Source organism: Streptomyces sp. NPDC002499 (assembly GCF_053595415.1).
In genome coordinates, this window is sequence record NZ_JBSFXO010000002.1 from 76,720 (window position 1) to 91,397 (window position 14,678).

Genomic DNA, 14,678 nt, shown 5'->3' on the forward strand with positions numbered 1-14,678 from the left:
CTGTGCATCTCACTTCCTTCACGAGCGTCGGGGGTGAAGAGCCGGCGAGCAGTGGTCGGTCGGGGCTCGCGGACGTCAGCGGGCGTCTACTGGAAGACCCGCACGTAGTCGACGAGCATCCTGGCCGGGAAGGGCGTGCTGGAGTCGGTCGGGCCGGGCCAGTCCCCGCCGACCGCCAGGTTGAGGATCATGTAGTGCGGGTGGTCGAAGATCCACGGCCCGCGGGTCTGCTCCACCTGGGCCTTGTCCAGGGCGAGAACGGTCTGGCCGTCGAGGCTGAAGGTGATGCCCTTGCTGTTCCAGTCGGCGGCCCAGGTGTGGAAGTCGTCGGAGAAGTCGGCGCCTGAGGGCAGCTTGTACGGGGAGCCGATTCCGCCTCCGCCGTTGTAGGCCGGTGCGTGGACCGTCGAGTACGCGGTCTTCACGTCCTTGCCGAGGACTTCCATGATGTCGACCTCGCCGTTGTACGGCCACGGCCGGCCGGTGAGGAAGTCGGCGCCCATCATCCAGAAGGCGGGCCACAGTCCGTTGCCCTTGGGCACCTTGATACGGGCTTCGACGCGTCCGTAGGTGAACTGGAAGGTGGCGCCGGTGTTCATGCGCGCGGAGGTGTACTGGCACGTGGTGCTGCCGGTCAGGGGGTCGGGCGGGCACGACGATCCCGCGGTGACCTCCTTGCGCGCCTCCATCACCAGATGTCCCGCGCCGTCCAGCGCCGCGTTGCGGTGGTCGGTGTAGTACTCCAGCTCGTTGTTCGGCCCGGTCCCCGGATCGGCCCGCCACTTCGAGGCGTCCGGTGTGTTGCCCTCGGCGCCGTCGAAGTCGTCGCTCCACACCAGCCGCGGCGGGTTCGCCGGGTCGCTCGGCAGGGGCGGGGCCGGATTCGGAGCGCCGCCGGTGCCGTACACCTGGAACTCCCACAGCGAGTAGCCGTAGGGGGTGGCGCGTTCCGTGCCGTACATGCGCACGTAGCGGCCGGTGCCGGAGACGGCCAGCGTCTGTTTGAATCCCGTGCCGGCTGTGGTCGAGTAGACGGGCGTCCAGTCCTGTCCGTTCGGCGAGACCTGGATCTGGAAGGACTTGGCGTAGGCGGGATCCCACTGCAGGACCACCTTGTCGATCTGCGCGGTCGCGCCCAGATCGACGGAGATCCAGCCCGGATCGGTCCATCCCGTGGTGGAGCTGGTCGCCCAGCGGGAGGCCGGATCGCGGTCGAACGCCCTGGCCGGTGTGCACTCCCAGCAGTTCTGGTCGCTCTGGGAAGAGGAGGCCGCGCCGGTCCTGCCGTAGGAGAGGAGGGTGCCGGCATCTCCGGGACCACCGGAGCCGTCGGTGCCGTACACCTGGAACTCCCACAGGGAGTAGCCGTACTGGGTGCCGCGCTGCGTGCCGTACATCCGGACGTAGCGGCCCGTGCCGGTCACGGCGAGGCTCTGGGTGCCGCCTGTGCCCGTAGCCGTCTCATGGACCGCCGTCCAGTCCTGCGCGTTGCTCGACACCTCGATCCTGAACGCCTTGCCGTACGCGGCCTCCCAGTTGAGGACGACGCGGCTGATCGTCGTGGCGGCCCCGAGGTCGATCTGGATCCACTGCGGATCGGCGAAACCGCTGGACCACCGGGTCCCGGGGTCGCCGTCGACGGCGTTGCGGGCGTCGAAAGCTCCCTCGGTGCTTGAGGCGGTGGCGGGCTTGCCTTGCGAGACCAGGACCTCTGCCGCCTGAGCGGGCGGGGCCGGCAGCGCGACGAATGCGATGAGTGAAGCGGCGACTGCCCAGAACAGGGCAAATCTACGCACGAGTGTTTGCACCTGTGACTCCTCAAGTGGGGTTTGAGGCGAGGGAGCGTTCCCTGAGGGGAGAATGGATGGGGCGTCATACACTGTCAAGGCCCTCAACCACAGCGAAAAAATGGGTGACTTGATCGATTGTCGCGTTGAGGGAGCGGTTCCTCAGCTAAGGTCGATCAAGGTGAACGGACACCCTGTTCCGCAAAGTGAACCGGATCGCCGAGCAGACTCATGCCGCCCGGCCTGCGGATACGCTGCTGGCATCGCCGTGACGCAGAGCCGGAGGTCGCCTTCGATGACAAAACCCTTCCCGGGCGCGCACCTGGGCAGCGGCACGGAGGACGGCCCGGCATGAAACGCCCCACTCTAGAAGTGGTCGCCGCCCGGGCGGGTGTGTCCAAGTCGAGCGTCTCCCGCGTCATCAACGGCGAGGCGACCGTCGCACCGCAGATCCGAGACGTCGTCATGCGCGCTGTGCGCGAACTCGGGTACGTGCCGAACGGGGCGGCACGCAATCTCGTCACGCGCCGCACGGACACCCTCGCCCTGGTCGTCTCCGACCCCCCGCAGGGAGTCGTCTCCGACGATCCCCTCTTCTCAGCCGTCGTCCGCGCGGTCAGCCGAGAGCTGGAAGCCGCGGGCAAACGACTCGTGCTCATGCTCGCGGAATCGGACGAGAGCCGAACCAGAGTGGAGCAGTACATCGCCGGCGGGCATGTCGACGGCGTGCTCCTCGTCGCCCTGCACGGTACGGATCCCCTGCCGGCCGCGCTGGCCAGGCAGGGGCTTCCTCTCGTCTCCTTCAACCGCACGTCCGCGCAGGACGTCCCGTACGTGGCCCTGGACAACGCCGGCGGGGCAACGCTGGCCGTACGTCACCTTCTGGAGCGCGGTCGGCGCAGGATCGCAACCATCACCGGACCGCTCGAACTCCACGAGGCGCGCGAACGCCTCGACGGCTACCGCCGGACGCTGCGCGACGCCGGCCGCCGCCCCATCGTGGCGCTGGGCGACTTCACCAGAGTCTCCGGTGCCGAAGCCATGCAGCAGCTCCTGGACGACGAGCCCGACCTCGACGCTGTCTTCACGGCCAACGACCTGATGGCGATCGGAGCCCTGCGCACGCTCCGCCAGGCCGGACGCCGCGTCCCCGAAGACGTGGCCGTCGTCGGCTTCGACGACATAGAGGCCGCCTCGTACACGACCCCAGCGCTCACCTCGGTCCGCAGCCCGATGGCCGACCAGGCGACCGCCGCCGTCCACCTGCTCCTCGGTCTCATCAACGGCGGCCCGACGGAACCGGTGATCATGCCGAACGAACTCGTGGTACGCGAATCGACCTGATACCCCCTGCTCCGAGACCGAGCACGGGGCCGTCAGCAAGCCCAGCCGTACCAAGCGACAGGAGAATCGTCGACATCCCCGCCACGACAGTCATGCCGCCCCAGCAGACACTCTGGGTGATCTCGCTGTCAGTGGATACGTGGTGGTGTTACCCGCTGCGGCTGGCATCGACGACGAGCATGGCATTGAACCTCGCGGGTCTTATGTGCGGGAGCCGGCGGCACCCGACAGGCAGCTGCCAGTTCTTGCCTGGGCCGATCCGGCTTCGCGCTCCGCGGCGGCGGTTGGGGTGAGTGGGCGCCTGCTGCTTGCCTGGGCGCGGCACCACGGCGACCGGTACTTCGGCCTCGGCCTTCTCGAACTGAAGCAGCACCGAGATGTCGATGTCGGCGGTCAGGCAGAGCGTGGCGGGTGCGGCGGAGACGGAGTTCGCGGAGCCGGACCTGATCGGCTCCGCGAACCCGGACGGGGCGATGATCGGGGCACTGTACCCGAGGGCTCGTGACGCCCGAGGCCGTTGACGTCCTTGCCCCGGGCGGACGGACGGCGAGAGTGTCGCTAGGTCCTGGGCGTGAACTTCCATTGGCTGGCCGTACCCGAGCAACTCCCTGCGGTCAGGGTGCCGTTACCGCCCTTGAAGCACTTCTTCCCGGTCTGGATGTCGGAGATGGTCAGGTCGGGGTTGATCGACCACTGCTGCTTCGGCCCGCCGTCGCAGGCGGCCAGCTTGATGGCCGAACCGGACATCGTGGCGCACTTCTTGTTGCTCTCCATGAACGCGCCGTGGAAGCTGAAGGTCTGTCCGGCGCCGCCGGTGCACGCGGCGCTGCGCAGCGTGGTGCCGTTGGCCGAGCTGTTGCCGGGGTTGTCCAGGCACTGGCTGGTCGAGACGTTCTTGTACTGGCCCACCGTGGTGGTCGGCTTCGCCCCGCCGTAGCAGGCGCCGGTGTCGGTGTTGAAGATCGGCGTCCGGTCGACCTGCTCGTTGGCGGAGGGGTTGACGATCACGTTCTCAAGTACCGGGGTGGTGTCCGGGTTGTAGTGGGTGAGCGCGTCCTCGCAGTCGATGCTGTCGAAGGCGCTGCCGCCCTCCCCGCCGACCCAGAGGTCGAAGTGGTACAGCCCGGGGCCGCCGTTGGGGCCCTCGTTGTTCCAGTCCTCGCCGCACTCCTGGCAGGAGTCCTCCATGATGAAGTATTTGCCGACCCGGGGGACGAAGATCTTGGTGCCGGCGGCGATCTCGTCGGTCGAAGAGGCGAAGGTGATCGGGTCGGAGTAGGTGCCGGTGCCGCCCGCCTCGTCGTGGATCTTGGGGTAGGAGATGTCACCGCCCGGCGGGGTGTTGTCGTACCAGCCGTAGAAGGTGAGGAAGGCCTGGCGGTTGGCGGCGGCCTGCTTACTCGGGCCGCTCGGTGCTTTCGGGGCCGAGGTGGCCGTGGCCGAGGCGGTGAGCAGGGCTCCGAGTACGGCCAGGACGACCGTACAGAGAGCCGCTGCACGGCGGAGGGTGGGCGGTCGGGTCATGTCTGTCTCCCGTGTGGGGGGCGTGGACAGGTCGAGAGAGAAGCTTTGTTAGGAAAGTTTCCTAACAAAGCTTGAGCCGAGTGTTGCTCCGAACATGCCAACCGTCAAGAGAGCGGGCGGCAGGAAAGGTCGGCGGAGCCGCACCCCTTCGCGCGAAGGCCCGGCCCCCCTTTGCGGACATGGTCTTGGGTACGCCGTTCGGGCATGCCCGGCAATATCGACAGCAGCGGCCGGGGCGTCCACCGGTTGCCGGCTATGAGCGCGACAGGGCCACGGTCGTCGTGACCCGGGTCAGCGCCGGTGCCCGCGGCGTCGAACCGAACCCGAACCGTACGGGAGGGTCGACGGCCGCCAGAGCGCCGAGATCCGTGTCCTCGAGGACGCCGGAAGCCGAACTGATCGCGTGGAGATCCTGCGCGCCGTACCACTCCCTGCGGTTCCCGCCCGCGCTGCCGCGTGTGCGGACGCCGGGCATCAGGAGGCGGACGGGGTGGTCGATCAGCGCGGCCCACGCCGGACGCCGGGCGAGGCGCGCGGGGACGGCACGCAGCAGCCGGCCCACGAGAGGGCGTGCGCCGGTCGTGAAGCGCAGCCGGAGCGGTCCCGCGCTGACGCGCCAGGTGTCCGCGGCGATGTCGACGTCGACCGGTACGACGTGCACCGCGTCGAAGACATAGGTGCCGGCGATGAACTCGGCGATCCGCTCGCTGGGGGCCAACAGCACCCGTTCGCCGTCTCCCTTTTCCACCATCACGTCACTGAACGCGTCGAACGGCGAGCGGGGCCAATGCCCGACCACGAACCGGGTGCCGGAGGTGGTACCCAGGCCCGCGATCCAGCCGTCGAACGAGAAACATGGCGACTTGCTCATACCGCGGTGCTCCGCCTCTCGGTCCGGTCCTCGGACGTCGCAACTCGACGGCGACGCCGCCACGCCGTCTTCCGGCAGGTGCTCACCGGCCCGTGGGGGCCAACTCGTGCGCGGCACATGAGGGTGGACGCCAGGAGTCCAGAGTACGGCTGGACCTCTGTCCGGCCGGGGTCGAAACAGAGCGTTTTCCCTCAAGAACCCGGAAGCCGAGGGCCGTGCGTGAAGTAGCCGAGGGCGCGCGTCGTCTTCGGGTACGAGTGGCCAGGAATTCTTTCCGGACTCGGGATTCCTTTCTCCCGGGCTCAGGAATTCCTCCCCTGGCTCAGGTCGGGAAGGTCGTGTCCGCAGATCTCCTCGGTGGCCTTCCGCGTCGCGTCCCACCGCTTCTCGGTCGGCCCGTAGTCGATGACCAGGCCGGGCCGCGGCTTCTTCTCGGCGACGTAGTGGCCCACCGCGGTGCCGGCGGAAGCCCACTGCGTCAATGCCGCGGAAAGGCGGCCGACGGCCTGTGCGCGGATCAGGGTCAGTCGGGCGGCGAAGTCCTCGTAGGTTCGCGCGACGTCGGCCCGCAGGGCGGCACCTTGCCTGGTCCTGTCGCCGATGGCCAGGGACATGGCGATCAACTGGCCGTACGCTGCCGCGTCCACCCCCTGACAGACCTCGGAAGTAGTCGCTGCACCAGGGGACGCCGCTCCTGTCGCCGTAGCGCCGGAGTGCGTCCTGCCGGCGGAGGAAGAGAGGGGCGCCGTCTGTGGCGTCCCCGCCTGCCCGGTCCGGTGGGACCCGCCCTCCGAACAACCGGCCACGGCGAGCACCAGCACCGCGACAAGGGGGACGACCGTCTTCGAACTCACATGATCCTCGATTCGCCTCGTGCGTCCCGATTCCCACCCGTTTCCGGTGCGTGCGGGAAGGTCCATCGGCTGTTCCACCGCACCGCCGAAGTCCGCCCTGTCCCCCGGCGTCCGTGCGGCATACGTGGCCGGATCGCCGAACTGGTTCCGAACCGCTCACGCGAGTACGAGCAGAACGGCGGCTTCTGTCCTGTCCGACCCTGCGCCGACCACGCGTGACTTCATCGTGACGCGTGCGGCCCGGGACCCCTCCCGAGCCGCACGCGACCACGTCATGGCTGGCCCACATGTGCCCAAGACGGCCGACCGTCAACTCGTCCGCTCGGGAACCTCGCCAAGAGGCTCTGACAAAGGCGTTGGACGTGCCGGTGGGTGATCAGGCGGGTGGCGAGCCCGAGGAGGGCTTCGTGGATGTCGTGGCGCCGTTGCCGTGTTCCAGCCTGGTTCGGCGATGACGGGCGGACGCCGCGAGCCCGGAGCAGGCGACGGTCCTTGTCGTGGTCGTCGCCGCGATCGGCGAACAGGACATCGGGTCTGCGTCAGGGCCGGCCGACGACGCCGACCACAGCTGGAACCTTGTCCGGCAGGGGCAGCAACTGCGTGCCGTCGTCACGGTTTCCGCCGGGCAGCGACACCTGAATGGGATGCCCTGGCCGTCTGTAAGGCCGTCGTGATTGCTGCCCGGCACCTTTACTGGCTCTTCGCAGTTGAGGGTGTAGTCCGGTCGGCGCGTCGGTGGCCGGGTAGGGGTCGAGGTCTCCCGAGGATGGAGGTGACTATGATCTCGGGCTCGAAGTGCTCGGGCAGCGGTTGGAGCCCGATCGGGCGATTCTCCGGTGCCGGGTTGTCGAGCCCGTCAGATGGTGTCGTCGCTGCGTCTGCCAGGGCGCGGCCAGGGGCACGGTGGTCCGGCGGTTGGCGCACGAGCCGTTCGGGTGGCGGCCCACGGTGTTGGAGGTCAGCCTCCGCCGATACCGGTGTAACGCCGCCTCCGACGACCGGAACACGGACCGACGACGCACCGCGAGCCGTCAGTCGCCGACGCCGCCGTCGATCATCTCGCGCAGGATGTCCGCGTGGCCCGCGTGCCGGCCGGTCTCCAGGATCACGTGCAGGTACACCCACCGCAACGTCAGCTCCCTGCCCGGCGGTGCGTAGTCGAGGCTGTGCTGGGCGGCGATCTCGCGGGAGCGGTCGCACTCCGCCTGGTAGGCGCCGATGACGTCGTCGAGCTTCTCGTTCGGCTCCAGTCGCAGGTCGGCCTCCGGGTCTGCGTCGGTCCACGGCGGCGTGGGCAGCTCCGCGGCGGGGATCTGCCCGATCTGCTCGGCGAACCCGCCCAGTTCCACCCACCGCAGGTGTTTGATCAGGCCGCCGAGGTTGGTGCCGGTCGGCACCGGGCTGCGCCGGGCGTCCTCCTCCGACACCCCGCGGGCCTTGCGCACGACGGCGTCGCGCAGGTAATCCAGGAACGTCTCGAGCTGCTCGCGCTCGCTGGCGGCGACTACGCTGCCGAGGATCTCACTGGGTCTAGTCATGGCCCGAACGTAGCACTCGGGCCGACCCTCGCACCGGGGGCTAGTTGTGGCCTGAAGCCGCCGGTCTCGAGCAGGCTGCGGGCGATGTAGTTGGTCAGGTTCCTGAACCCGGGTGCGGAGCCGCGCAGATGCTCGAGCCGACCGTTGATGGCTTCGGTCGGGCCGTTGCTGGTGCCGGGCCGGTCGAAGTAGGAGAGCACGTCGGCGGCGCGCTTCTTCAGCGTTCTGCCGAGCTTCGCGACCTCGACCAGCGCCTTCGGGACACCGGTGCCGAGGTCGTTGATCAGCTTGGCCATCGCCTCACGTCCTCGGCTGCGGTCCTCCTCACGGTAAGCCGCGATCATGCGCTGGTAGACGCCCCAGGTCGCTTCGACCTCAACATGGTCCTCGTCGGCGAACAGCTGGTTGAGTCGGTCGATCTGTCGGTCGGTGAGCAGCCCGGCACCGGTGTGCAGGGTCCGCCGCGACTTGTAGAGCGGGTCGTCCTTGAAGCCGCGGTGGCCGTGGATCGCGAGTTGCACACGGCGGCGGCACTGGTCGAGGGCATCGCCGGCCAGACGGACGACGTGGAAGGGGTCCATCACCGCGACCGCGTCGGGGACCTCTTCTGCAGCGGCGGTCTTGAAGCCGGTGAAGCCATCCATCGCGACCACCTCGACCGCGTCGCGCCACGCGGAGGGGCGTTCGGCGAGCCAGGTCTTGAACGCGGACTTGGAGCGGCCCTCGACCATGTCGAGCAGCCGTGCTGGGCCGGTGCCGTCACGGACCGGGGTGAGGTCGATGAGCACGGTGACGTACTTGTCGCCACGCCTGGTGTGGCGCCACACGTGCTCGTCGACACCGATGACGGCGACTCCGTCGAACCTGTTCTCATCATCAATCAGGACCCGCTTGCCTTCGGCCAGGACGGCGTCGTTGGCGGTGTTCCACGCGACCCCGAGGCCCTCCGCGACCCGAGCGACGGTGAGGTGTTGGACCACGATGCCTTCCAGCGCCCACCGCAGGCCGGTGCGGGTCAGCTTCGCCCGGGGCTCGGCCGCGCGGCTGGTGTTTTGGCGCGCCACACGTGTCCGCAGCCGATGCACTTGTAGCAGCGGATCGAGACCAACAGCGTGGTCGGTCGCCAGCCCAGCGGCACGTGGGCCAATCGTCTGGCCACGGTGTCGCGCGGCGTGCCTTGGCAGCCGCAGCGTCGGCACCAACCTTCGCTGCCGTCGTCGGCGTCAAGAACGCGGCAGGCGACAACAGCGCGGTCGGGCTCGAGGTGCTGGCCGACGACTTCAAGTCCGAGGTCATCGAGCCGGCAGAACTTGGTCAGGTCGGGGCGCGCGAAGGTAGCGTCAGGCAAGTCGAGGTCTTCTGGATGGTGGCGTAGGAACCTCCATCTTCAGGGGACCTCGACGTCTACCCAGCCAGCGCCCCGCCGGCGGCCGTCACACCCTCAACTGTGAAGAGCCCCTTTACTTCGCCAAACGGCACCTGGCCAATCCCTATCTGCTGCGGCTGCTGGGCGATGTGCGCGGCCGACGGCTGCTGGACGCAGGATGCGGTAACGGGTACTTAAGCCGCATCCTCGCCGGGCGCGGAGCACAGGTGACAGGAGTCGAACCGACGGAGCTGATGTGTGCCTTCGCCCGTGAGAGAGAGGCCGAGCTGCGGCAGGGAATCACCTACGTCCAGGCAGATCTGACACGGCTGCCCAACCTGGGTGCCCCCTTCGACGCCGTGGTGTGCAGCATGGTCCTGATGGCGATCGACAGCTACGTCCGTCTGCCCAACTTTCTGTTCGTCTCAGCCGAGGTACCCGCCTGAGTGGTCATGGAACAGCGCTCAGCGGCCGGGCGTCCCGTTCGACCGCCACCTCGTCCTCGTCCGTGGCGTCCTGCCAGTACCTCGATGTGTTCAATCGAGCACGCTGTCGGTCGACGAGATGGTTCCGCCGACGTCGCGTTCGCGACCGCCACGTCCCTGCGCCGACACATGAACACCGAGTTGGACGTCTCCCCGCGCACCTGCCTTCGCACGTGCCACAGTGCGACGACCGCAGAGCCCAGTTCTCCGAGCACGTGAGAAGAGCCGCTTCAGTCAGCACGCCGACCAGATCCTCGCGGGACGGCAACGTCGGGCGACCGGAGGCCTCGACGCGGTGGGGAACTCGGGACGGAAGCCGACAACGCACGCTCCCGGAGCGATGCCGGAAATTTGCTGCCGCCACATCGCACACGGCAACCGGGCAGCGGCGACAGAGCCTGGCGTGCCACAGGGGTTGACAGGAAACACGGCACCAACACAGCCTATGGCAACGTTGTCAGACCGGCTCGGCGCAGGGGACGCCAGAGCCTCGTTCGGCCTGTGCTTTTGATGGGACGTCACACATGACAGATCAGCCGAGTTCGCCGCGCCCACTTTCGCGGCGAACCGTCGTCACCACGGGTACCACCCTGCTGGCCGGATTCGGCCTCAGCTCGCTGCTCCCCGTGCCCAACGCCGCTGCCGCCCCCACCGGCACATCCGTCGACCGCTCCGCCCCGGACGGTCTGGCGCTCTACCGGCCCGTATCGGTCTCCTCGACGGACTACGCGGCCACACAGGGCTCGTTCGTCGTGGACCGCCTCTCCCAACAGGGCGTGGCGGGCAGCGGCTGGCGCGCCGAAGGCGGCGATCCGCAGTGGATAGCCGTCGACCTCCAGTCGGTCTGCGAGGTCAGCCGTGTCCGTCTGACCTTCGAGGCGGACGCCTCCGACCCGGTGTACACGCCCCCCACCACCGGAAACGTACACAGCGGCACCACCGGCAAGGAGATCCAGTCGAGTTACGCACTGGTCTTCGTGGTGGAGACGTCCCTCGACAACAAGTCGTGGACGACGGTCTACCGCACCTCCGCGGGCACCGGCGGGAGCGTGGACATCCAGGTCTCACGCCCCGCGAAGGCACGCTGGGTGCGCATGACCTCACAGAAGCGCTCCAGCCCGCTGCCGCTGGGGCTGAACGGCTTCGAGGTGTACGGGACGGCCGACGCCCACCGCCCCGCGGCCACCGGCTGGACCGACTGGGACTCCCGTCACGAGGATGCGCCGCACCTCACGGTCGCCGACGACGGCACCGTCGCCGTGGAGTCGGGCTGGCGCCTCACCATGGACGACTGGGCGGGCACCGACGGCGCCGGGTTGTCGAGGACGACGGTCGACACGCGCGGTTGGCTGCCGGCCACGGTTCCCGGCACGGTTCTGGGCTCGCTCGTGGAGCAGGGCAAACTGCCCGATCCGGTGGCGGGCCTGAACAACCTGCACATCCCAGAGGCCCTGTCGCGCCACTCCTGGTGGTACAAGCGTGACTTCGCTCTGCCCCGCGGGCTGCGGACCGGCGCGGGACGCCATGTGTGGCTGGAGTTCGACGGCGTCAACCACAAGGCCGACGTCTGGCTGAACGGCACTCGTGTCGGCGACCTGACGTATCCCTTCGCCCGTGCCGCGCTCGACGTCACCCGACAGCTGTCGGCGAGCGGTGAGAACGCCCTCGCGGTGAAGATCACACCCATGCCGGTTCCCGGCAGTCCGGGCGACAAGGGGCCGCAGGGCGAGTCCTGGGTGGACGCGGGCGCGGGGCAGATGAACCTCAACTCCCCCACGTATCTCGCGTCTTCGGGCTGGGACTGGATGCCCGCCGTGCGCGACCGGGCGGCCGGCATCTGGAACCACGTCCGGCTGCGCTCCACGGGGCACCTCGTCATCGGTGACCCGCGCGTGGACACGGTCTTGCCCGTCCTGCCGGACGTCTCGACCGCGGAGGTGACCGTGGTCGTGCCCGTCCGCAATGCCGACACCGCCGACCACCAGGCCACCGTCACGGCGGCGTTCGACGGGGTCCGGGTGTCGAGGAGCGTCACCATGAAGGCCGGCGAAAGCGTCGACGTCGTCTTCACCCCGACGGCCTTCAAGCAGCTGAAGGTGCGCAAGCCCAAGCTGTGGTGGCCCAACGGACTGGGCGAACCACATCTGTACGAGCTCATCCTCACCGCGTCCTTGGGCGGTCAGGAGAGCGACCGGCGCACGAGCCGGTTCGGCATGCGCCAGTTCGGCTACGAGTACGACACACCGCTCCCGTTCACCTCGACGGGCGACGCCTACACGCAGAGCGTCACCTTCGCCCGGCAGCAGGCCCGGCACGTCCGCGTCAAGTGCCTTACCAGAGCCACCTCCTGGGGCAGTTCCCTGTGGACGCTCGCGGTGGGTGACAGCTTGCGGCCCGGTACCGACCTGGCCCTGCACGCTCCGGCCGAGGCCTCCAGCACCGACCAGGACAGCAACGGCGCGGCCAACGTCACCGACGGCAACGAGAACACCCGCTGGTCCTCCGCCTTCGAGGACGACCAGTGGATCCGCGTCGACCTGGGCTCCACCCAGTCCTTCGACCGGGTCGACCTCACCTGGGAACAGGCCTACGCGAAGACGTTCGTCGTCCAGGTGTCCGCGAACGGCTCGGACTGGACCGACGTGCAGTCGGTGGACAACGGCGCGGTACCGCTGCCGTTCAACAACGGCAACGCCAGCCTCCAGGTCGAGGACCTCGACCGCCGGACGGCACGCTACGTCCGGCTCAACCTCGGTCTGCGCAACACCAGTTGGGGTAACTCGCTGTGGACGTTCAGCGTCATCGACCGCAGTGACCCCGGCACCGACCTCGCCCTGCGCCAGAAGGCCACGGCCTCCACGGAGGAGTCCGACCACCCGGCCGCGCACGCCACCGACGGCGACCCGGGCACCCGCTGGTCCTCCGCCTACGAAGACGACCAGTGGATCCAGGTGGATCTTGGCTCCCGTCGCGACTTCGATCGGGTCGCGATCGTGTGGGAGACCGCCTACCCGAAGACCTACGTCATCCAGGTCTCCGACGACGGCGAGCAGTGGACGGACGTCAAGTCCGTCTCGAACACACCGGACCCGCTGAAGATCAGCGTCAACGGCGTTCGCGTACTGGCCCGCGGTGGGAACTGGGGCTGGGACGAACTCCTGCGCAGGATGCCGGTGGAGCGTATGGATGCCGCCGTGCGCATGCACCGGGACATGAACTTCACCATGATCCGCAACTGGGTGGGCAGCAGCGACCGGGAGGAGTTCTTCGCCGCCTGCGACCGGCACGGCATCCTGGTGTGGAACGACTTCCCGAACGCATGGGGCATGGACCCGCCGGACCACGAGGCCTTCAACTCCCTCGCCCGCGACACCGTGCTGCGCTACCGCATTCATCCGAGCGTGGTGATCTGGTGCGGCGCCAACGAGGGCAACCCGCCGGCCGCGATCGACAAGGGGATGCGCGAGGCGGTCGAGCAGCAGGCGCCCGGCCTGCTGTACCAGAACAACTCCGCCGGAGGCATCATCACCGGTGGCGGTCCCTACGGTTGGGTGGAACCGGAGAAGTACTTCGATCCCTCGACCTACGGCAGCAAGGATTTCGGCTTCCACACGGAGATCGGCATGCCCGTCGTCTCCACCGCGGCGAGCACACGAAACATGACGGGCGACGAACCGGAATGGCCGATCAAGGGCGCGTGGTACTACCACGACTGGAGCGAGCACGGTAATCAGGCACCCCAGAACTACAAGGCGGCCATCGAGACGCGTCTGGGCACCGCCCTCGGCCTGGACGACTTCGCCAAGAAGGCGCAGTTCGTCAACTACGAGAACACCCGAGCCATGTTCGAGGCGTGGAACGCCAACCTGTGGGACAACGCCTCCGGCCTCATGCTGTGGATGTCCCACCCGGCCTGGCACAGCACCGTCTGGCAGACATACGACTACGACTTCGACGTCAACGGCACGTACTACGGGGCGCGTTCGGCCTGCGAACCGCTCCACGTGCAGGCGGATCCCGTCAACTGGCAGGTCATCGCGGTGAATCACACCTCGACCGATCTGCCCCGCGCCACGGTCACCGCGCGGCTGTTCGACCTGTCCGGCCGGCAGCTCGGCAAGTCGAGGTCGGCGCGGGTGGACGTCGCGCGGGCCACCAAGTCCGAGGCGTTCGCCGCCCCTTGGACGGACGACCTCCCGGAGCTGCACCTGCTGCACCTCACTCTGGAGGACGCCCAGGGCCGCGAGGTGTCGCGCAACACCTACTGGCGCTATCGCAGCGCTTCGGCGCTCCAGGCGCTCAACAAGGCGAAGCAGGTGAAGCTCACCGGCGGCATCACCGGACTGTCCCGTTCCGGAGACCGCCGGGAGCTGACGGCGACGATTCGCAACCAAGGATCCGCGGTGGCCGCCATGGTCCGGCTGTCACTGCTGGAGGACACGCACGGCGACCGGGTTCTGCCCACGCTGTACAGCGACAACTACCTGTGGTTGCTGCCCGGCGAATCCCGCACGGTACGTCTGTCCTGGCCCGCGGCGGCGTCCGCCGCACGGCATCCGGTGCTGACGGCCGAGGCCTACAACAGCCCGGTCGCGACGCTGCGCGGCTGAGTACCCTCGTCCCGGTCCGGCAGCCGACGGCGCCGGACCGGGACGAAGAGCCGCGTCATGGGGTTGCGCCGAGAACACGACAACGTCCTACAGGCGGACGAGTCTCAGCGTCCGACTCTCCTCCTACCATTTCCTGCCCTTCATACCGCTTTGCCCCTCGAATCTGCCATGGCAGCCGCTGATCCGCCCCTCCTACCACCGAGGTCACGGCAGTCCGGTCGCACTGCGGCTGCATCCTGAGCAACTCGGCCTGATCAAGCCGGTGTTCGGTCACAACCTCGCACAGACGGCGCTTGTCT

General features: G+C 68.5%; 8 protein-coding genes and 3 pseudogenes. 4 read left to right on the forward strand and 7 right to left on the reverse strand.

Features of this window, described 5'->3' with window-relative positions:
* Positions 1-86: 86 nt before the first annotated feature.
* Positions 87-1,796, reverse strand: coding sequence for a discoidin domain-containing protein (locus tag ACWD5F_RS05020; RefSeq protein ID WP_451251181.1), 1,710 nt, complete (start codon positions 1,794-1,796; stop codon positions 87-89).
* Positions 1,797-2,138: 342 nt separating this feature from the next.
* On the opposite strand from ACWD5F_RS05020, the gene ACWD5F_RS05025 reads away from it, so the two are divergent.
* A complete protein-coding gene (locus ACWD5F_RS05025; protein WP_451251183.1) occupies positions 2,139-3,131 on the forward strand; it encodes a LacI family DNA-binding transcriptional regulator in 993 nt (330 codons plus the stop codon).
* A 558-nt stretch (positions 3,132-3,689) separates the two neighbouring features.
* Here ACWD5F_RS05025 and ACWD5F_RS05030 read toward each other — a convergent pair.
* The 4 genes and pseudogenes from ACWD5F_RS05030 to ACWD5F_RS05045 form a co-directional block, all read right to left on the reverse strand.
* Complete coding sequence (locus ACWD5F_RS05030) at positions 3,690-4,655, reverse strand: ricin-type beta-trefoil lectin domain protein (protein WP_451251185.1); 966 nt, start codon at positions 4,653-4,655, stop codon at positions 3,690-3,692.
* 253 nt (positions 4,656-4,908) lie between these two features.
* A complete protein-coding gene (locus ACWD5F_RS05035) occupies positions 4,909-5,526 on the reverse strand; it encodes a hypothetical protein (RefSeq protein WP_451251187.1) in 618 nt (205 codons plus the stop codon).
* Positions 5,527-5,828: 302 nt separating this feature from the next.
* Positions 5,829-6,173, reverse strand: a complete 345-nt coding sequence (locus ACWD5F_RS05040; protein WP_451251189.1) for a hypothetical protein — start codon at positions 6,171-6,173, stop codon at positions 5,829-5,831.
* 662 nt (positions 6,174-6,835) lie between these two features.
* Positions 6,836-7,062, reverse strand: a pseudogene (locus tag ACWD5F_RS05045) (IS5/IS1182 family transposase); the annotation flags it as partial.
* Positions 7,063-7,160: 98 nt separating this feature from the next.
* On the opposite strand from ACWD5F_RS05045, the pseudogene ACWD5F_RS05050 reads away from it, so the two are divergent.
* A pseudogene (locus ACWD5F_RS05050) lies at positions 7,161-7,365 on the forward strand (ISL3 family transposase); the annotation flags it as partial.
* Positions 7,366-7,411: 46 nt separating this feature from the next.
* Here the strand turns inward: ACWD5F_RS05050 and ACWD5F_RS05055 are convergent.
* Both ACWD5F_RS05055 and ACWD5F_RS05060 read right to left on the reverse strand, forming a co-directional pair.
* The gene (locus ACWD5F_RS05055) at positions 7,412-7,918 is read right to left on the reverse strand and encodes a DinB family protein (RefSeq protein ID WP_450358224.1); all 507 of its coding nucleotides are present in this window, start codon (positions 7,916-7,918) and stop codon (positions 7,412-7,414) included.
* A pseudogene (locus ACWD5F_RS05060) lies at positions 7,915-9,266 on the reverse strand (ISL3 family transposase). Before ACWD5F_RS05060 ends, ACWD5F_RS05055 begins: the two are co-directional and overlap by 4 nt.
* 146 nt (positions 9,267-9,412) lie before the next feature.
* Between ACWD5F_RS05060 and ACWD5F_RS05065 the strand changes: the two are divergent.
* Together ACWD5F_RS05065 and ACWD5F_RS05070 are read left to right on the forward strand one after the other, a co-directional pair.
* The gene (locus ACWD5F_RS05065; RefSeq protein ID WP_451252264.1) at positions 9,413-9,730 is read left to right on the forward strand and encodes a class I SAM-dependent methyltransferase; all 318 of its coding nucleotides are present in this window, start codon (positions 9,413-9,415) and stop codon (positions 9,728-9,730) included.
* Between the two features lie 563 nt (positions 9,731-10,293).
* A complete protein-coding gene (locus ACWD5F_RS05070) occupies positions 10,294-14,379 on the forward strand; it encodes a discoidin domain-containing protein (RefSeq protein ID WP_451251191.1) in 4,086 nt (1,361 codons plus the stop codon).
* Positions 14,380-14,678: the final 299 nt, after the last annotated feature.

Coding starts and splice junctions, on each gene's coding strand:
- ACWD5F_RS05025 (WP_451251183.1), top strand. CDS start 2,139: ATGAAACGCCCCACTCTAGAAGTGGTCGCCGCCCGGGCGGGTGTGTCC.
- ACWD5F_RS05030 (WP_451251185.1), bottom strand. CDS start 4,655: ATGACCCGACCGCCCACCCTCCGCCGTGCAGCGGCTCTCTGTACGGTC.
- ACWD5F_RS05035 (WP_451251187.1), bottom strand. CDS start 5,526: ATGAGCAAGTCGCCATGTTTCTCGTTCGACGGCTGGATCGCGGGCCTG.
- ACWD5F_RS05055 (WP_450358224.1), bottom strand. CDS start 7,918: ATGACTAGACCCAGTGAGATCCTCGGCAGCGTAGTCGCCGCCAGCGAG.
- ACWD5F_RS05070 (WP_451251191.1), top strand. CDS start 10,294: ATGACAGATCAGCCGAGTTCGCCGCGCCCACTTTCGCGGCGAACCGTC.